The following is an 18,401-nucleotide window of genomic DNA, read 5'->3' on the forward strand; positions in this document are numbered from 1 at the left end:
GGCGCGAGCCTGTTGCACAGAGCGCATGTGATGTGAAGTGAAAAGTGCAATGAACGCTCAATAGCGCAAGATTATTACAGGGTTGCTCGCGCAGCCCGGTTCGTTAGGAATATAATCATGCTGCAGGCTGGCGAATCTTCTGCTGAACGGCTGATGGAATACGGCGGTATCCAGCGCCTGCCCTATTCCGACCTAGAGCTGTTCCAGCGCAAGCGCTTCATCGGCCCGGAACTGTGTCAGCGGCTCATCGGTCTGATCGAGGCAGAGCGCCGCCCGTCGACCCTCGCAGATCACAATGGCGACCAGTATTTCCGAACCAGCGAAACATGCGATCTGTCGCCGGGCAATCCGGCTGTGCAGGAACTGGAAGCACAGCTGCTGGAATTGAACGGCATCGATCCGGCGCATGGCGAACCGGTGCAAGGCCAGCGATATGACGTGGGGCAGGAGTTCAAGCCGCACAACGACTGGTTCAATCCGCAGGGTCAGGATTGGGAAAAATACTGTTCGGTCGCCGGCCAGCGGACATGGACTTTCATGATCTATCTCAATGATGTCCCTGCAGGAGGTGCTACCCGTTTCACTGTGGTGAAGAAGAGTTTCCGGCCAGAGGCGGGAAAGCTGCTGTGCTGGAACAATCGCAAGCCAAGCCCGGCGGGCGGCGAACCGCTCGGCAATGTCAACACGCTGCACCACGGGATGAAAGTGCGCAAAGGCCTGAAATACGTTATCACGAAATGGTATCGTGAAAGGCCATGGGGATAGTGATGGAAAATTATACCGGATTTGAAACGCAGCTACGGGCCAGACTGGCTGATTTGCTGGAACGCGCCGAAGTGATCGAGGATGATTTGCGTCAGCCACTCGATGCCGATTCGAGCGACCAGGCGATCGACCTTGCCGACGATGAAGCGCTGGAGGGAGTCGACGATGTGTTGCGCTCGGAAATCCAGCAGATTCGGTACGCGCTGGCGAGAATTGCGAACGGAACCTACGGCAGTTGTTCGGTGTGCGGCAAACCGATTTCGCCGGACAGGCTCAAGGCACGTCCGATCGCGACGCGCTGTATCGAACACGCAGCATAGGCCCGGAAACAAAAAGGGCGACCCCGTCAGGCCGCCCTCCTCCGACAGCCCGAAGGCTGCCAAGCTATGAAACTGTTTACTTCTTGAGCGAAAGTCCGCCGAAGCGCTTGTTGAAAGCTGCAACGCGGCCGCCTTCCTGAAGCTGCTGCTTGCCGCCGGTCCATGCCGGATGGCTGGTCGGGTCGATCTCAAGCGTAAGCGTATCGCCTTCATTGCCCCAGGTGGAGCGCGTCTGGTATTCGGTGCCATCGGTCATCTTGACCGTGATCATGTGATATTCGGGATGGCCTTCGGCTTTCATCGTTTCTGTCCTTCGTAGCTTGAACCCGGTTCCGACCGGGTGCGCTGTGTTCGGGAAAGCGGCGCGTCTAGTGTGCGCTGCGATATTTGGCAAGTCTTGTCTACGACGCGGGCGGATCAGCGATCATGGCGGTGAATTCGCACTCGCTGGTCGTCTTGCCTTCGACGCTCGCCCGGCCTTTGAATTTGTAGACCCGGCTGCGCTTCTGCAAGAATTCGACTTCCAGGTCGAGCAGGCAGCCGGGCGTCACCGGAGCGCGGAATTTGGCGTTATCGATGCCCATGAAGAACACCAGCTTGCCGGTTCCCGCCAATTCCAGAGTCTCGATCCCGAGGATCGCCGCCGCTTGCGCCATGGCTTCGATCTGCAACACGCCGGGCATGATCGGAGCGCCGGGGAAATGCCCCTGGAAAAACTGCTCGTTCATGGTCACCGCTTTGATGGCGTGTATCCGCTCGCCCAGTTCGATCGACTTGACCCGGTCGACCAGCAGCAAGGGATACCGGTGCGGCAGGGCCTTGAGAATCTTGTGGATGTCGAAACCGCTTGTTTCGCCTGCCTCGCTCATGGCCCTGCCCCCGTATGCTTCGCTTAGCGGCCCGAAGGCTGCTGCTGCGCTGGCTGCTGTGCCTGCTGTTGCTGAGCCTGCGCAGCCGCACGGCGTGCAAGACCGCCGATAATCTGCTGGATCGCCTGATGGGTCGCAACCGTTTCGCGGCGCGGCTGATAGCCCGCGGGCGGGGTTGCGACTACTGTCGGGACCAACTGATTGAGCGCGGCAACGATCTTTTGCGTCACATCGACACCCTCGGTGCGATACTGGAAGACCTGCGGATCGAGCATCATCTGGATGTTGTTGGCGGTGATGACCTGATTCTGTGCAGCCGCATAGTTGGTCAGCAATTGCTCGACCACATAATATTCAGCCAGCGCGATCGGCGTTAGAGCGGTCTGCAACTGCTGCTGCTTTGCTTCGATCTGCGCGGTCACGCCGGGATTGGCATCCCATTCGGCCTGGTTCACTTCGCGGTCGCCATTGGTATCGAGGCTGACCTGCAGATTGTTCACCTCGGTCTGGAGAGTCTGGATCTGGGTCCGCTGCGCCGCATAGGTCGTGTTGATCGTGTTGTAGCCGGTCTGCAGCGCCTGCGACTGCACCATCGCCGCTTCGGGGCTGCTGGTGGCGATACCGTTGACCTGCGCTGCGGCAGGCGTGGCGGTCAGCGCTGCGGTTGCGGCGAGCGAGAGACCAGCGAGAAGCGCCGGCTTGAAAAGCTGTTTCATTAGAATTGAGTACCTACGTTGAATGAGAAAGTCTTGGTATCGTCGCCCTCGACCTTTTTGATGATCTGAGCGAAATCGATACGGAACGGCCCGAATGGCGAGTTCCAGTTAACCCCGATGCCCACCGAGATGCGGGGGCTGGCGGAGTCGCCCAGGAATGTTTCCTGGAAAGGCGGAATAATCCGGTTGAGCGGTGAACAGGGTGCATTGGTGCATTCGTTCGGATCGATCGTCGATGCACCGCCATCATTGATAAACAGCGGGTTGCCATCCGTATCACGCAGCTGGAAAGCCAAACCGGTCGGAAACGGGCTTTGCTGCAGATCGGGCGCGGTGACGTTGAACAGCGCGCCAACATCCATCCAGATCGACGGACGCAAGCCGAGTTCAGAAGCCCCCGAGCCAAGCGGGATTTCCAGCTCGGCCCGGCCGAGATAGTAAGCCTCGCCGCCAATCGCATCATCGCTGATCTGCTCGCGGTCGGTTACCACCAGACCATCGGGGTTGTTGGGATCGGCGCTATCCGGGTCAGCAATGATCGGCTGACGCAAGACGCGCGGCCCGACCCCGCGAATATCGAAACCCCGGATCTGCGGCTCACCGAGGAAGAAGCGATCCGTCAGACGGACACGATCACCGCCATACCCATTGATCACCCCGCCCTCTGCAGTGAGCGAGAAGATGAAGTTATCAAACACATTCCAATAGCGCGCGGCTTTGGCCCGGCTGCGAATGAACTTGACCGATCCGCCCAGACCCGCTGCTTCGGCCGTCAATGAAACGGTCATGCCGCGCGTCGGACGGAAGCGGCTGTTGGTGTTGTCAAAGGCAACTGTCGCGCCAAGGATCGAACTGGTCCGGGTTCCGATGGCATCGCACAGGAACCGTCCGGCGATCAGCGGTTCGCAGGTGAATACGCCGTCCTGATCGAGATCAGCGAAGAACTGGCTTTCGTCCAGAGACACATCGTCATAGTTGAACGTGTAGCTCCCCACGACCGACATATATTCGGTCAACGGCACGCCCACGCGAAGCGAGGCACCGGTTGTCGACTGGCTGTAGGTGGTGTTCCGGTTCGCGTTGCGGAAGTTGAAGCTGTTGAAATCCTGCCGATAAATATCGACACCAGCCGATATATTGCGGTCGAACACATAGGGCTCGGTGAAGCTCAGCCGCGCCGAACGCGAGTAGCGCGAATAGTTGACGCTCGCGCCTACGGTCTGGCCGCGACCACGGAAATTGCGCTGACGCACGGAAGCCGCAAGGATGAAGCTTTCGATCGAAGAGAAACCGGCCGACAACTGCAATTCGCCGGTTGGCTGTTCTTCTACATTCGCTTCGAGAACGATGAGGTCCGGCCGGCTGCCCGGCTTCTGTTCGATCTCGAAGTTTTCCTGGAAGAAACCAAGCGATTTGATGCGGTTCGAAGACCGGCTTACGCCTATCGAGTTGAACGCATCGCCTTCAGCTAGGCGGAATTCACGGCGCAGGACCTTGTCCTGTGTCAGCGTGTTGCCGTTGACATCGATCCGCTCGACATAAACACGCGGTGCTTCGCGCAGAGCGAAGGTGATGTTCATTTCAAGCTCGTCTTTGTTGCGACGGAACTGCGGTTCGACATCTGCAAACGCATAGCCGAACGTTCCGGCCAGCTCGGTCAACTGCTCCACCGTGTCTTCGACCGACTTGGCATCGTACCAGTCGCCCTGCTTCATCGGCAGGCGGGTCTGGAGCCGCTCATTGTCGAAATCGCGAATTTGACTGTCGACGGTCACTTCACCGAATTTGTAGCGCTCACCCTCTTCCACCACATAGGTGATGATGAAGTCTTTCTTGTCCTGCGTCAGCTCGGCGACTGCGGACACGACCCGGAAGTCGGCATAGCCTTCGGTCAGGTAAAACTGGCGGAGCTTTTGCTGGTCGAAGGCAAGGCGGTCAGGGTCGTAACTGGTGTTGGAACTGAAAAAGCTGGTCCAGCGGGCCTGCTTGGTGATCATTTCACCGCGCAGGTCGCTGTCGGAAAACACTTCGTTGCCGATCACGTTAATCTGGCGGACCTTGGACTTGGGCCCTTCCGAAATCTCGTAAACGATGTCGACACGGTTCTGGCTCAACTGGACGATCTTGGGCTCGACCGTCGCAGCGAAGCGGCCTTGCCGCTTGTACAACTCGATAATCCGCTGCGTGTCGGCGCGGACCTTGGAACGGGTATAGATCTGGCGCGGCGACAGCTTGATTTCCGGAACGATCTTGTCGTTCTTGATCCGCTTGTTGCCTTCGATGATGATCCGGTTGACGACCGGATTTTCGACGATTTCGATCACCACATTACCACCGTCATTGCGCACGGTTGCGGTGGAGAACAGTTCAGTTGCGTAAAGATCCTTGATCGCCTGGTCGGCAGCTGCCTGCGTGTAGGGATCGCCGACTCGAAGGCGGATGTAGCTGACGATGGTTTCCGGTTCGAGACGCTGCGCACCGGCGACGGCAATCGACTGAATGGTCTGCACCTGCGGTGTGGCCGGCTGCGGTGCAGGCTGCACCGTTTCCGCTTCATCCTGCGCAAAGGCCACTGCGGGCATGCCTGCGAGCATCGTTGTACCCAACAAAGCGAGCGCCAAGCGGCGGCCGGTTGTCAGTGTGTTGTCGCTCAGCATTTCCCGTCCAAATGTCGACACGGTCATACGATCCAATCTTAGTTTTTCCACCCAGCGCCATGCCCGATCATCATCCGGCTTAGGCGCGTTGGCGCCCTGTGCCCGATGCAGCCCCCCCGATCAAGCAAAGTCAGGACCAAACCCCCGCTTTGTCCCGCGCGAATTCCGTAGCCGCAATCAGCTACCGAACCACGGCAACGACAACACATCGTTGACCGTGACAAACACCATCAGCACGAGCACGATTGCAATACCGGTGCGGTACGCGATTTCCGTGCCACGTGGACCGATCGGCTTCCGGCGGACTGCTTCAGCCGCGTAGAAAGCCAGATGCCCGCCGTCGAGCGCGGGGATTGGCAGCAGGTTAATGAACGCCAAGTTAAGCGAGATGAGAGCGATGAACCACACGAAGGGCTGCGGCCCGAGGCTCAGTTGCTCGCCTGAATATTTTGCGATCTTGAGCGGTCCGCCCAGTTCATCCAGCCCGCGCTGCCCGGTGATGATCTGCTTGATACCGACGACCATCATGCGCGCCATCGTGGCGCACTGGTCGAGCGCCAGCGTGACCGCACTACCCGGGCCCACAGGCTCGAACCTAAGAGGAGAAGAATAAACCCCGATCCGCCCGAGCTTCGACTCATTGCCGAACTCGTCTGTCGTGACGGACAAATCGGTCGTCACCTTGATCTGCTGCTGCTCCCCATCGCGCTCGATCGTGAAATCGAAGCTGCGCTCCGGATAGAGGACAATCTGGTCGGTCACCTCCTGCAGCGAAGCCACCGCCTGGCCATCAACCGCCAGGATACGGTCGCCCACTTGCATCCCCGCTTCGCGCGCCGACGATTGCTCGGCAAATCGCGCGATGACGGTTTCCATTCCGCTTTCGACCGGGACCGGCTTGCCGTAAGCCATGAAAAACGCCGCAAAAATCGCGACCGCGACCAGAATGTTTGTCGCCGGCCCGGCAAACACGATCAGCGCGCGCTGCCACAACGGCTTGAAATGAAAACTGTCACCGCGTTCAGCCGCGGGCATCTTCGCCAGCTCGTCCGGATGCGGGATGCTCGCCGGGTCCATATCGCCCTTGAACTGGACATAGCCTCCGAGCGGAAGCATCGAGAGCTTCCAGCGCGTGCCGCGTGTGTCGGTATAGCCCGCCAGTTCCTTGCCGAAACCGACCGAGAATGCCTCCGCCTTCACGCCGAACAAGCGTCCAACGAGATAATGGCCGAGTTCATGAATCGTAACGAGTGGCCCCAGCACGAGCAGGAAACCGAGGATCCACATCCACCATGGGACCGATTGCATCAATTCAGGCGACCTCCAGCATTTCCCGCGCCCTTGCCCGTGCGGCCTGATCGACATGCAGCACGTCGTCAAGGCTGGCCGGTGCGGGCGGCAGGTTGCTTTGTTGCAGTATGGCCTCGACGCTTAGCGCAATCCGGGTGAACGGGATGTTACCGGCGAGGAAAGCGGCAACCGCTATCTCGTTCGCCGCGTTGAGCACTGCCGGGGCTGCCCCGCCCGCCTCCACGGCCTCGCGCGCCAGCCGGGTGGCGGGAAACCGCTGCTCATCGGGTGCGAAGAAGGTCAGCTCGCCGATGGCGGGCAGGTCGAGCGGCTGGAGCGGCGTGTCCATCCGCTGCGGCCATGCGAGGCAGCTGGCGATGGGCACGCGCATGTCGCTCGGCCCGAGCTGCGCCAGCGTCGAGCCGTCGCGATATTCGACCATCGAATGGATCACGCTTTGCGGGTGGACCACGATGCGCAGCCGGTCGAGCCCGACGGGGAACAGGTGATGCGCCTCGATATACTCGAGGCCCTTGTTCATCATCGTCGCGGAATCGACGCTGATCTTCGCGCCCATGTCCCAATTGGGATGAGCCACAGCCTGCGCCGGCGTGGTTGCCGCCAGTTGTTCCTGCGACCATGTCCGAAGGGGTCCGCCGCTGGCGGTCAGGGTGATCCGCGCGACATCCTCGATCGCATTGCCCTGCAGGCACTGGAAGATTGCGTTGTGCTCTGAATCGACCGGCAGCAGCGTCGCGCCGTGCTGCGTCACCGCCCGGGTCATAACGTCGCCGGCGGAAACCAGCGCTTCCTTGTTGGCGAGCGCGATGGTGCCGCCCTGCTCGATCGCCGCCATTGTTGGAGCGAGTCCCGCACAACCGACAATCGCCGCAACGGTCAGATCGACCGGCCGTGCAGCCGCTTCGCACAGCGCCCGCGCACCGCCCGCTGCGTCGATCCCGGAGCCGGATAGCGCCTCGCGCAAATCACCAAGGCATCCCTCGTCCCCGACGACGGCGATTTCCGCATCGAATTCACGCGCCAGCTTGGCCAGATCAACCGCCGAGCAATTCGCCGTCAGCGCAACGACACGCCATTCGTCACGATTGCGGCGGATCAGGTCGAGCGTCGAAGCCCCTACCGAGCCAGTTGCGCCGAGGATGGAGATGGATCGGGTCATGGATGCATCGCCCAAAGGGGAAATGCCGCGATTGCGACAGGGAGCATCCCGTCGATCCGATCAAACACGCCGCCGTGCCCGGGAATTAAATTGGCGCTGTCCTTCACCCCGGCCCTGCGTTTGAGCCAGCTTTCGAAGAAATCGCCGCATTGCGCTAGAACGGCCAGCACTGCGCCGATGACGAAGGCGATGATCAACATCGGGCGAATTGTGCCATCTCCGCTGTTGTAGATGAAGAATCCAGCCGAAACCGCTCCCGCGAGTGTCGCCCCCCCGATCAGCCCGGCCCAGGTTTTCGACGGGCTGATGCGCGGAGCAATCTTGGGTCCGCCGATAGCACGCCCACTGAAATAGGCGCCGGTGTCAGTGGCGATCACAATGGCGATAACACCGAGCAGCACAGCGATTGGAAGATTGGCCAACGAGAAACCAGCCAAGCCGATATAGCCCGCGCCAGCCAAAACGCCGAGCGTCTGTGCCGTTCCTGTACCGAAAGCCTTGCGCACAAGACGCGCGAACTCGAAGAAACACGCCGCCGCGACAATCGCGACAAACAGGGTCCACAGCCAGCCACCAAACCATAGCGCACCGCCAGCAATCGCCAGCATTACAACCGCAGACGCGGCTCTTACACCGAGGTCGGACTTCTTCGCAGGTGCCTCACCGTCCGCCAAAGCGCCGCTCCCGTCCTGCGAAATTGTCCAGCGCCTCTTGCAAGTGCTCGACCGTGAAATCGGGCCACAGCGTATCGACGAACAGCATTTCGGCATAAGCGCTCTGCCACAGCAGGAAGTTCGACAGGCGGACTTCGCCGCTGGTGCGGATCAGCAAGTCGAGCGGCGGCAGATCGGCGGTGTCGAGGTGCAGGCCGATGCTTTCGGTCGTAACCTCGCCCATTGTCGCCGCCTTCGCCGCCGCGCGGGCGATCTCGCCCTGCGAACCATAGTTGAGCGCCACCGCAATCGTGTGGTCGCCTGCACTCGTCTTCGCCAGCGCATCTTCGAGCATTTCGACGATATCGGGCGCAAGCCCTTGCCAGTCGCCGATAATCTTGAGCCGGACCTTGTTGTCGATGAATTCCTGCAAGTCCGATTTGATGAACTTGCGCATCAAATTCATCAGGTCGTCCACCTCCTGCTCGTCACGCTTCCAGTTCTCCGAACTGAAGGCGTAGAGCGTGAGGCATTCGAGCCCGAGATCGCCGCAATTGCGCACCAGTTCGCGCACCGCCTCGACCCCGCGCTGGTGACCCATCGCGCGCGGCAACAGTTTGCGCTTCGCCCACCGCCCATTGCCATCCATGATGATGGCTACGTGTTTCGCGCGCTGGCTCTCCGAGCTCATCTTTCGGTCCGACAGGCTCCCGACCTCACTGGGTCAGGATTTCCTTTTCCTTGTGCGCAGCAGCTTCATCGCACTCGGCAACATATTTGTCGGTCAGTTTCTGGACTTCATCTTCCGAACGCTTGCGATCGTCTTCGGAGATTTGCTTCTTCTTTTCGTCGTCTTTCAGGTCTTCCATTCCGTCGCGGCGAACGTTGCGGATCGCGATCTTGGCGCCTTCGGCATATTTCCCAGCCAGCTTTGCCAGCTCCTTGCGGCGTTCCTCGGTCAGGTCGGGCATCGGCAGGCGCAGCGTCTGGCCGTCCTGCATCGGGTTGAGGCCGAGATTGGCGTGGGCAATGCCCTTCTCCACCGCAGTCACATTGGCCTTGTCCCACACCTGCACGCTGAGCATGCGCGGTTCAGGGGCGGAAACGGTCGCCACCTGGTTGAGCGGCATCATGGAGCCGTAGACTTCGCACATTACCGGATCGAGCAGCGAGACATTGGCGCGGCCCGTGCGCAGACCGCCGAGGTCGCTCTTCAGCGCTTCCACTGCGCCTTTCATCCGGCGCTCGATATCGTTCTTGTCAAAATTGGCCATGATCCGGCTTCCTCACTCTCAAGACTTACTCTGTGTGATTGGTCACGATCGTCTGCACGCCCTCGCCAGAAAGCACGCGGGCCAGATTGCCCTTCTCGCGGATGGAAAACACGACGATCGGAATATCGTTGTCGCGGCACAAAGCGACCGCACTGGCATCCATAACCTTCAGATCGTCTGCCAGAACCTTGCCATAACTCACTGTTTCATAGCGCTTTGCATCGGCATTTTTTTTCGGATCGCTGTCATACACGCCATCGACGCTCGTTCCCTTGAACAAGGCCCCGCAATCCATTTCTGCTGCGCGCAATGCTGCTCCGCTGTCGGTCGTGAAATAGGGTGCGCCGACGCCCGCGGCAAAAATCACCACCCGGCCTTTTTCGAGATGCCGCTCCGCACGGCGGCGAATTACCGGCTCACAGACCTGGTCCATTTGCACCGCGCTTTGCACGCGGGTCTGTACCCCCAACTGCTCCAGCGCGCTCTGCATCGCCAGCGCGTTCATCACAGTGGCGAGCATTCCCATGTAATCGGCCTGCGCACGGTCCATCCCCTGTGCCGCGCCTGCCATACCGCGAAAGATATTGCCGCCGCCGATGACAAGGCAGATTTCCAGCCCTGTTTCCTTGGCGGCCTTCACTTCCTTGGCCAATTCGAGCACGAAGGCCGGATCGATTCCGAATTGCTGATCCCCCATCAACACCTCACCTGAAAGTTTCAGGAGAATGCGCTTGTATTGCGGGTCGGCCATGGGCGAGAAGAATCCGTTATGCGTTGCGGGATGCGGCGTTCCTTAGCCGGATGACTTTCGGGTGGCAAAGGGAAAGCCAAAAGGAAAGAGGGTACGGTTATGCGCAAGTTGGTGATTGGGCTGGTCGTGGTGGCCATCGCGCTGGCCGTGGGCGTTTTCGCCTTTCAGCGCGATATCGGAAACTGGCTGTTCGAGCGTGCGGCTCAGCAACGCGTCGGTGCCGATCGGGCCGGTTTCGGTGACGGCCTCAGCGTCGGCCTGTGCGGTACCGGCTCGCCCCTGCCCAATCCGGCACGCGCTGGACCGTGCAATATCATCATCGCGGGCGAGCGTGTGTTTGTTGTCGACATGGGTGAAGGCGGCGCGCGCAACCTCAACCTGATGGGCATCGATCCCGGCCGCATCGAAGCGGTATTCCTGACCCACTTCCACTCCGATCATATCGACGGGATGGGGCCGCTCGCCCTGCTCCACTGGACCGGCGCGAACGCCGATACTCCGCTGGCGGTCATCGGACCTGACGGGTTGCAGCAGGTGGTCGAGGGATTCAACGCGGTCTATCGTGCCGATCACGGCTACCGCGTGGCGCATCATGGCGAAACGATCGTGCCCCCGACCGGCGGGGGCTTCCGCGCCATGAGCTTTACAATGCCGGCAAGCCCGCAAGTCGTATTCGAGCAGGACGGGCTGCGCGTCACGGCCTTCCCGGTGCAGCACGATCCGGTCAAACCGGCGGTCGGGTACCGGTTCGATTACAAAGGCCGGTCGGTGGTGATCAGCGGCGACACTGCGCGGTCCGCATCGCTGGAAGCGGCGGCGAAGGGCGCCGATATACTGATACACGATGCGCTGCAGCCGCAGATGGTGGGCAAGATCACCGACGCCCTGGAATCCGCTGGCCAGTCGAACACGGCTCAGATCACCCGCGACATCCTCGACTACCATGCCTCGCCGGAAGACGCTGCGAAAAGCGCACAAGCGGCGGGTGTCAAACAGCTTGTGCTGAGCCACCTTGTCCCGCCGATCCCCGGCTCGTTCTTCTACCCGGCGTTTCTCGGTGATGCGGCGGATCATTTTGGCGGAGCGATCATCGTTGGCGAGGACGGAATGATCTTCACTCTGCCGGCAAACAGCGACACTATCGAAGCCAGTACCCGGCTATGAAACTGCGCCCGATATTCGCACTGGTCCTGCTTGCCGGGATCATCGGGTTCAGCGCAAAAGCCTGGTCCGACACCATGGGCGCACCGCATGTCGAACGGACACAGGTGGTGCTCAAGGCGCTGTCGGCCAACAGCGCCCCCCTCACCATCGCGCTGATCAGCGATATCCATGTTGCCGGACCGGATATGTCACCTGACCGGCTGGAAGAGATCGTCGAGCAGATCAACGCCCTTAAACCCGATATCGTGCTGATCGCGGGCGACCTCGTCAGCGAAAAGCGCGTAGCAACGCATATGTATACGCCGGAAGAAATCGTCGCTCCGCTCGGCAAGCTGGATGCCCGGCTTGGCGTCGTGGCGGTACCGGGCAATCATGATCACTGGTTCGACCTGCCGGGACTCGCGGCCGAGCTGGAGAAGCACGGCATCGCCTTGCTGTCGAATGACGCAATCAGGCGTGGTCCGCTGGTAATCGGCGGGCTGGACGATGATTTCACCGATCGAGCCGATCTGGCCAAGACGCTCGCGGCCATGCGCGGCCTGCAAGGCACCCGGCTCCTGCTTAGCCACAGCCCGGACCCCTTCCCCAATGTGCCCAATTCCGTTCCGCTGATGCTCGCCGGACATACGCATTGCGGGCAAATCGCATACCCGTGGGGCGGCGCACCCGCGACGATGTCCGATTATGGAGAACGCTACGCCTGCGGACGGGTCGATGAATACGGGCGCACTCTGGTTGTCGGCGCGGGGCTCGGCACCAGCCTGCTTCCCATTCGGCTATTCACTCAGGCGGAAATCTGGCTGATCGAACTGGTTCCGGCACGATAATGATCACTGCCCGATCGATCTGCAGGCAGTAAATCGGGCGTTCATTTTCAGGTCTGCAGTTTGCCTGAATTATTCAAGGAAGCCGGGGGTTTATGCTCAGCACAATTGTCTTCACCGCACTTCTGAGTGCCGCTCCACCCAATGCCACGCCCATAGTGATCAGGGATCCATACGTCGCCCGGGTGGAAGACCGAACGTACAATTTCGAATGTCCCGACGTGAAAGCGCACGCGAATTTCTCCCGCCGCAATGACCAGATCTTCGGCAGCATTCGTGCGTCAACCGGCAACGAGCTGGTCGACTTCGAACAATCGCAAAACATGGTGTTCGGCCAGCTGAGCATCATCGACGATATCTCGGTCAGCTGCGTGCAACAGCGCGCGGGCTTCAAGATGCTGGTTTCCGGCTACAGCAAAGATGGCGGTGACGAGGTTATTCTGGAACTGCCCTTCGACAGCGAAGCAGGTTTCGGCCAACCGTCAAACATTCTTCGCTGATTTCGCGCTCGCCAATTTAGCGCTGTCCTACATGAACGCGGAACGGCTACGACCATCGGAATGATTGCTGCGAGGATCCCAGCGCAACACACCAAAACAAAAGCGCGGAAACAGACTGAGCTGTTTCCGCGCTGAATGTGTCACCCTGTAGGAAAGCGGAAACCGCTTTCGTTTCAGGAGGTTGCAAAATCCAACAGGGTTACACCTGTCACCCTGTTGGATTAGCAGAAAGCAATCAGCCTTTGACGGCAGCGGCGACTTCTGCCGCGAAATCGCTTTCTTCCTTCTCGATGCCTTCGCCAAGCTGGAAGCGGACATAGTCCTTCAGCACGATCGAAGTGCCCGCATCCTTGCCGGCCTTGGCAACGACGTCCGCGATCGGGGTCTTGTTGTCGATCACGAACAGCTGGCTGAGCAGCGCGTTTTCCTTGGCGAACTTGTTGATCGCGCCTTCGACCATCTTTTCCTGCACGTTTTCCGGCTTGCCGCTTTCGGCAGCCTTCTCGGCAGCGATCTTGCGCTCGCGCTCGATCAGGTCGGGGTCGAGGCTGTCGGCGTCGAGTGCCTGCGGGAAAGCGGCGGCGATGTGCATCGCAATCTGCTTGCCGAGCGGCTCGAGAACGTCGGCGCCGGCTTCGGATTCAAGCGCGACGAGAACGCCGATCTTGCCGAGGTTGGCGGCAACAGCATTGTGCATGTACGGAACAACCACGCCATTGCTGACCGAAACGGTCTTCATCCGGCGGATCTGCTGGTTTTCACCGATCGTCGCGACATTGTCGGTCAGCTTTTCAGCGACCGTTCCGCCATCGGGATAGGCCATGCCCTTGAGCGTTTCGACATCGTCCGACGACGCGCCCGCTGCGGTTTCCGTAACCTTGCGGACGAAATCCTGGAACTTGTCGTTCTTGGCTACGAAATCGGTTTCCGAATTGACTTCGACGGCAACGCCGCTGGTGCCTTCGACGGCCACTCCGACGAGGCCTTCAGCCGCGGTACGGCTCGACTTCTTCTGTGCGGTGGCGAGGCCCTTGGCGCGTAGCGCGTCGATTGCGGCTTCGATGTCACCGTCGGCTTCGACAAGTGCCTTCTTGGCATCCATCATGCCCGCGCCGGTTTTTTCGCGCAGGGCTTTGATATCGGCGGTGGTGAAGTTCGCCATGATATGAATCCTTCTTAAATTGCTCGCACGCGCTTGTCCCATGGGTGGTCCCAAAGAACATCGCGCCGTGCTGGATCAGGAATGTGACGGGCGCGTGCAGCGCCCGCCCATTCACAAGATTATGCGGTAGCGGCTTCTGCCGGCGGTTCGGCCATTGCGCCGACGTCTTCGCCCGAATCGCCAACTGCCTTGCCCTTGCCGCTGCGGGCCGCTTCGGCAATCGCATCGCAATACATGCGGATGGCACGCACTGCATCGTCGTTCCCCGGAACCGGGAAAGCGATTCCTTCGGGATCGACATTGGTGTCGAGCACAGCAACGACCGGAATGCCGAGAACATTGGCTTCCTTGATCGCCAGCTCTTCCTTGTTGGCGTCGATCACGAACATCACGTCCGGAATGCCGCCCATGTCGCGGATACCGCCGAGCGAAAGCTCAAGCTTGTCACGCTCACGCGTCAGCTGGAGGATTTCCTTCTTCGTCAGGCCCGATGATTCACCGGAAAGCTGCTCTTCAAGGGTCTTGAGACGCTTGATCGACTGGCTGATGGTTTTCCAGTTGGTCAGCATGCCGCCGAGCCAACGGTGGTTGACGAAGTGCTGGCCCGAAGCGCGAGCGGCTTCTGCAATCGGTTCCTGTGCCTGGCGCTTGGTGCCAACGAACAGAACCTTGCCGCCCGAACGGACAGACGACTGCACAAAGTCGAGCGCACGCGCGAACAGCGGCACGGTCTGCGACAGGTCGATGATGTGAACACCGTTGCGCGCGCCGAAGATGTACGGCTTCATCCGCGGGTTCCAGCGGTGGGTCTGGTGGCCGAAGTGTGCCCCGGCCTCGATCAATTGCTGCATGGTGACGGTAGGTCCCGCCATAAGTAATTCCTTCCGGTTATGCCTCTGAAAAGCTGGAACCGTGGGGTGATCCCCCTGCGGCACCGGTATGAGTGCTTTCCATGTGGATTTGTCCGTCTCTCCAGCAGGCGAAATGCCACTCTTCGGATTCGAACGACGCGCCATTAGCGCCCCTGTGGAGGAAAATAAAGCCTCAATTCACCGCAGGCGCAGCGGCACTGGCCGCAAAAACCTCTTGACGCGAGGGAACAAAAAGAGAACATAGGAACAGCGCCGAAACCAATCGCCGTTACGAATGTTTAATTCACAAGCTATCCACAGTTTGTCAACAAGCTCGTGGGCGGAAAACGAAAGTGCGAAACATGCTTGGATTGACCCTGATAACCCTTTTTTGCGGCACCGCTGCTGCAACTGTCATGATCCTCGTGGACAGCACTGTGCGTGGGCGTAACGCCCACCGCAGCCTGCGCGCTGGGGAAGCAGCCCGGTCAAACCAGCGCGCTCGGATTTCGATCATGCAATTCGGTGAGGCACCCTGCCCGGCGCTGAAGCTGGTCAGTCGCGCAGTTCCGCAATGTCGAGCGGCTTCGGAGCATCCGCAGGTAGAGTGGCGCGCTGCCGCTTGATGCGGCTGTACTTGATCAGTGCCCACGGCATAAGCAGCAGATAGCCGGCACAGATTACCGTCAGGGTCCACCAGGGTTCGAGCAGTAGTCCGCCGAACAGCATCCCGACAAAAGCGATCAGCTCAAGCCGCACATTCCGGCGCGGACGGATGGACGACCAGCTGAATGTCGCAATGTTCGAGATCATCAGGAAAGCGATTATCGCCATCCAGACTGCGTTGATGATCGGTTCACGGAACCACTCTTCGCCCGTCGCCATCCATAGATAGAACGGGATAAAGGCAAGCCCCGCCCCAACCGGCGCGGGAACACCTGTAAGGAAACCGGCCGATTTATGCGGCTGCTCGTCGGTGTCGATCTGGGCGTTGAATCGCGCCAGCCGCAAGGCGCAGCAAATCGCAAAGGCGAGCGAGGCAAACCAGCCGATACGCGGCAGGTCTTGCAGGGTCCAAAGGTAGAATATGATCGCCGGGGCCATCCCGAAGGAAAGCGAATCGGCCAAGCTGTCGAGCTCAGCGCCGAACCGCGACTGGGCGTTGAGCAATCGCGCAACCCGGCCGTCCATGGCATCCAGCAATCCCGCGAGAATCACTGCAAAAATAGCCAGTTCCCAATTTTCGGCGATGGCAAAACGAATGCCCGTAAGCCCGGAACACAGTGCGGCCGCTGTGATCGCATTCGGCAAAACCGTCCGCAAGGAAAGCCCCTTGGCCTTCTTGTTCCGTACCGTCGAAACCTCGTCTTCCGCGGCCTTCGGGCCGATGCGCAAACCGTCTTCACTCATTGCGCCACACCCTCGATCAGCTTTTGCGTTCCGATAATTGCCAGCACCGTCTCTCCGGCGACGACTTTCTGCCCGAGCAGGACCGATGAGCTCGTCCCGGCAGGTAGGTAAACGTCGACACGGCTGCCGAAGCGAATGAGGCCGACCCGCTGGCCAGCTGCAAGCGTATCACCCGGCTTGACGAATGGCAGGATACGCCGCGCAACGAGCCCGGCAATCTGCGTGAACCCGATGGAAAGACCGTCGCCGCGCTCGATCAGGATGTGCTGCCGCTCATTCTCTTCGCTCGCCTTGTCGAGATCGGCGTTCATGAACTTTCCAGGCATATAGATCAGCCGCCGGACCGTTCCCCCGACAGGCGCGCGATTGATGTGCACATCGAACACGCTCATGAAAATGGATATGCGAGTGACCGGTCCCGGCGCGAGCCCGGCATGGCCTGAACCGTCATCGCCGACAAGCTCCGCAGGCGGTTCGACCTCTGCAATCAGCGAAACCAGCCCGTCCGCCGGAGATACGATAACGTTGTCACCCTGCGGCACGACACGCTCAGGATCGCGAAAGAACGCAAACACGAAAGCGGTCAGCCCCAACATGGGCCAGCCGATGATTTCCCAGTCGAACAGGATCAAAAAGACCAGACTGACTACCAGCGAGATGACGCCGAACTTGCGCCCTTCCGGGTGGATCGAGGGCCAATTCCAACTCGCGTCTCCGCGGCCTTGATTGTCTGTGATTTCACCTGCCATGTCGGCTCACTTAGGGGTTGGCTCGAGCAGTCACAAGCAAAAGGCTCAGGCCGCAGTCTTGCGGACGAAAACCGTACCAGCGGAGTATCCGGCGCCGAAACTGCATATCAGCCCCGTGTCGCCTTCAGCCAGATCCTCGCTATGCAAATGGAACGCGATGATCGATCCGGCGCTCGAGGTGTTGCCATAGGTGTCCAGCACAGTCGGGCTCTCGTCTTCGCTCGCCTCATGTCCCAGCACCCGGTGGGCGATCAGCCGGTTCATCCCGGTATTGGCCTGATGCAGCCACAGGCGGCGCAGCCCCCGGGGATCGATCGAAAGCCGTTCGGCTTCGTCGACGATCATCTGCGCGACCATCGGGACCACTTCCTTGAACACCTTGCGTCCTTCCTGAACAAACAGCTTGTCGGCAGCGTTGGATGTTTCGGGATGAGCACGGTTGAGGAAGCCGAAGTTGTTGCGAATATTGTTCGAGAACACCGTCTTCAGCCTGGTGCCGAGAATGTCCCAGTGATCCGGCGGCGCGATTGCCGCGTCTTCGACCAGGACGGCGGTCGCCACGTCGCCAAAGATGAAATGGCTGTCGCGGTCGCGCCAATTAAGGTGTCCGCTGGTGATTTCGGGGCTGACCACAAGAACGCTCTTCGCGTTGCCCGCACGAATATAATCGGCGGCGGTCTGGATGCCGAAGGTCGCCGACGAGCACGCAACGTTCATGTCGAACGCGAATCCGTCGATCCCCAGCGCCTGCTGGATCTCGATCGCCATCGCCGGATAGGGGCGCTGCATGTTCGAAGCCGCGCACAGGACAGCGTCGACATTTTCCGGCCTGCGCCCAGCCCGTTCAAGCGCCTGACGCGCAGCTTTCACGCCGATCTCCGCGAGGATCGACAATTCATCATTTCCCCGCTCTTCCCAGCGCGGTGACATCGTCTCGGGATCGAGGATCGGATCTTTGACCATGACATTGCGCGCTTTGATCCCGCTCGCCTTTTCGATGAACTCGACCGAGCTTGGCGCAAGCGCCTCGACCCCGCCAGCAGCGATAGCGTCGGCGTTTTCGGCGTTGAACAGCTCAACATATTTGTTGAAACTTTCGACCAGTTCTTCGTTGGAAATGCTTTCCGAGGGGGTGAACAGGCCGGTCGATGAAATGACGGGACGATGTGTAGCTTCCATGCGCCGAGCCTACTGCGGCACCTACTGTTCCGCAAGATTGGTTAGGCCAAAAGAAAAGGGCCGCCTGTCAAGCAAGCGGCCCTCTCA

Annotated in this window: 20 protein-coding genes; 5 read left to right on the forward strand and 15 right to left on the reverse strand. The window is 60.0% G+C overall.

Features of this window, described 5'->3' with window-relative positions:
• Window positions 1–117: 117 nt before the first annotated feature.
• Window positions 118–765 (forward strand): prolyl hydroxylase family protein, encoded by a 648-nt coding sequence (locus E0502_RS00340; RefSeq protein ID WP_137676018.1) that lies wholly within the window; start codon window positions 118–120, stop codon window positions 763–765.
• A gap of 2 nt (window positions 766–767) precedes the next feature.
• Window positions 768–1,085, forward strand: coding sequence for a TraR/DksA family transcriptional regulator (locus E0502_RS00345; protein WP_137676019.1), 318 nt, complete (start codon window positions 768–770; stop codon window positions 1,083–1,085).
• A 76-nt stretch (window positions 1,086–1,161) separates the two neighbouring features.
• On the opposite strand, the gene rpmE is transcribed toward E0502_RS00345, so the two are convergent.
• The 10 genes from rpmE to pyrH all read right to left on the reverse strand — a co-directional run bounded on the left by rpmE (window position 1,162) and on the right by pyrH (window position 10,475).
• On the reverse strand, window positions 1,162–1,386 hold the full coding sequence (gene rpmE / locus E0502_RS00350) for a 50S ribosomal protein L31 (RefSeq protein WP_137676020.1): 225 nt from the start codon (window positions 1,384–1,386) through the stop codon (window positions 1,162–1,164).
• A gap of 100 nt (window positions 1,387–1,486) precedes the next feature.
• The gene (gene fabZ, locus E0502_RS00355) at window positions 1,487–1,954 is read right to left on the reverse strand and encodes a 3-hydroxyacyl-ACP dehydratase FabZ (RefSeq protein WP_137676021.1); all 468 of its coding nucleotides are present in this window, start codon (window positions 1,952–1,954) and stop codon (window positions 1,487–1,489) included.
• Window positions 1,955–1,977: 23 nt separating this feature from the next.
• Window positions 1,978–2,670 carry an OmpH family outer membrane protein gene (locus E0502_RS00360; RefSeq protein WP_137676022.1) on the reverse strand — a complete coding sequence of 231 codons (693 nt, stop codon included), beginning with the start codon at window positions 2,668–2,670 and terminating at the stop codon, window positions 1,978–1,980.
• Entirely contained in the window at window positions 2,670–5,354 is a 2,685-nt protein-coding gene (bamA, locus tag E0502_RS00365) for an outer membrane protein assembly factor BamA (protein ID WP_420813484.1), read from the reverse strand. The genes E0502_RS00360 and bamA overlap by 1 nt, the downstream gene beginning before the upstream one ends.
• Before the next feature lie 150 nt (window positions 5,355–5,504).
• Entirely contained in the window at window positions 5,505–6,635 is a 1,131-nt protein-coding gene (gene rseP, locus E0502_RS00370; RefSeq protein ID WP_240048918.1) for an RIP metalloprotease RseP, read from the reverse strand.
• A 4-nt stretch (window positions 6,636–6,639) separates the two neighbouring features.
• Window positions 6,640–7,797 (reverse strand): 1-deoxy-D-xylulose-5-phosphate reductoisomerase, encoded by a 1,158-nt coding sequence (locus tag E0502_RS00375; RefSeq protein WP_137676023.1) that lies wholly within the window; start codon window positions 7,795–7,797, stop codon window positions 6,640–6,642.
• Window positions 7,794–8,471 (reverse strand): phosphatidate cytidylyltransferase, encoded by a 678-nt coding sequence (locus tag E0502_RS00380; RefSeq protein WP_240048793.1) that lies wholly within the window; start codon window positions 8,469–8,471, stop codon window positions 7,794–7,796. The genes E0502_RS00375 and E0502_RS00380 overlap by 4 nt, the downstream gene beginning before the upstream one ends.
• Entirely contained in the window at window positions 8,458–9,141 is a 684-nt protein-coding gene (gene uppS / locus E0502_RS00385; protein ID WP_137676025.1) for a polyprenyl diphosphate synthase, read from the reverse strand. Before uppS ends, E0502_RS00380 begins: the two co-directional genes overlap by 14 nt.
• A 25-nt stretch (window positions 9,142–9,166) precedes the next feature.
• On the reverse strand, window positions 9,167–9,724 hold the full coding sequence (gene frr, locus E0502_RS00390) for a ribosome recycling factor (RefSeq protein WP_137676026.1): 558 nt from the start codon (window positions 9,722–9,724) through the stop codon (window positions 9,167–9,169).
• A gap of 25 nt (window positions 9,725–9,749) precedes the next feature.
• Window positions 9,750–10,475 (reverse strand): UMP kinase, encoded by a 726-nt coding sequence (pyrH, locus tag E0502_RS00395; protein ID WP_137676027.1) that lies wholly within the window; start codon window positions 10,473–10,475, stop codon window positions 9,750–9,752.
• Window positions 10,476–10,574: 99 nt separating this feature from the next.
• Between pyrH and E0502_RS00400 the strand changes: the two genes are divergently transcribed.
• The 3 genes from E0502_RS00400 (at window position 10,575) to E0502_RS00410 (ending at window position 12,963) form a co-directional block, all read left to right on the forward strand.
• Entirely contained in the window at window positions 10,575–11,639 is a 1,065-nt protein-coding gene (locus E0502_RS00400) for an MBL fold metallo-hydrolase (RefSeq protein ID WP_137676028.1), read from the forward strand.
• Window positions 11,636–12,466, forward strand: coding sequence for a metallophosphoesterase (locus tag E0502_RS00405; protein WP_137676029.1), 831 nt, complete (start codon window positions 11,636–11,638; stop codon window positions 12,464–12,466). Before E0502_RS00400 ends, E0502_RS00405 begins: the two co-directional genes overlap by 4 nt.
• 92 nt (window positions 12,467–12,558) lie before the next feature.
• On the forward strand, window positions 12,559–12,963 hold the full coding sequence (locus tag E0502_RS00410; RefSeq protein WP_137676030.1) for a hypothetical protein: 405 nt from the start codon (window positions 12,559–12,561) through the stop codon (window positions 12,961–12,963).
• 235 nt (window positions 12,964–13,198) lie between these two features.
• On the opposite strand, the gene tsf is transcribed toward E0502_RS00410, so the two are convergent.
• The 5 genes from tsf to E0502_RS00435 form a co-directional block, all read right to left on the reverse strand.
• Complete coding sequence (gene tsf, locus E0502_RS00415; RefSeq protein WP_137676031.1) at window positions 13,199–14,125, reverse strand: translation elongation factor Ts; 927 nt, start codon at window positions 14,123–14,125, stop codon at window positions 13,199–13,201.
• Window positions 14,126–14,244: 119 nt separating this feature from the next.
• Window positions 14,245–14,997, reverse strand: a complete 753-nt coding sequence (gene rpsB / locus E0502_RS00420) for a 30S ribosomal protein S2 (protein WP_137676032.1) — start codon at window positions 14,995–14,997, stop codon at window positions 14,245–14,247.
• A gap of 534 nt (window positions 14,998–15,531) precedes the next feature.
• Window positions 15,532–16,386, reverse strand: coding sequence for a CDP-diacylglycerol--serine O-phosphatidyltransferase (gene pssA / locus E0502_RS00425; RefSeq protein WP_137676033.1), 855 nt, complete (start codon window positions 16,384–16,386; stop codon window positions 15,532–15,534).
• Window positions 16,383–17,135 carry a phosphatidylserine decarboxylase gene (locus E0502_RS00430; protein ID WP_137676034.1) on the reverse strand — a complete coding sequence of 251 codons (753 nt, stop codon included), beginning with the start codon at window positions 17,133–17,135 and terminating at the stop codon, window positions 16,383–16,385. Before E0502_RS00430 ends, pssA begins: the two co-directional genes overlap by 4 nt.
• A gap of 45 nt (window positions 17,136–17,180) precedes the next feature.
• A complete protein-coding gene (locus E0502_RS00435) occupies window positions 17,181–18,314 on the reverse strand; it encodes a beta-ketoacyl-ACP synthase III (RefSeq protein ID WP_137676035.1) in 1,134 nt (377 codons plus the stop codon).
• Between the last annotated feature and the right edge of the window lie 87 nt (window positions 18,315–18,401).

Origin of the sequence: Parerythrobacter lutipelagi, from assembly GCF_005434975.1 — a bacterium.
Taxonomy (GTDB): Bacteria; Pseudomonadota; Alphaproteobacteria; order Sphingomonadales; family Sphingomonadaceae; genus Parerythrobacter_A; species Parerythrobacter_A lutipelagi.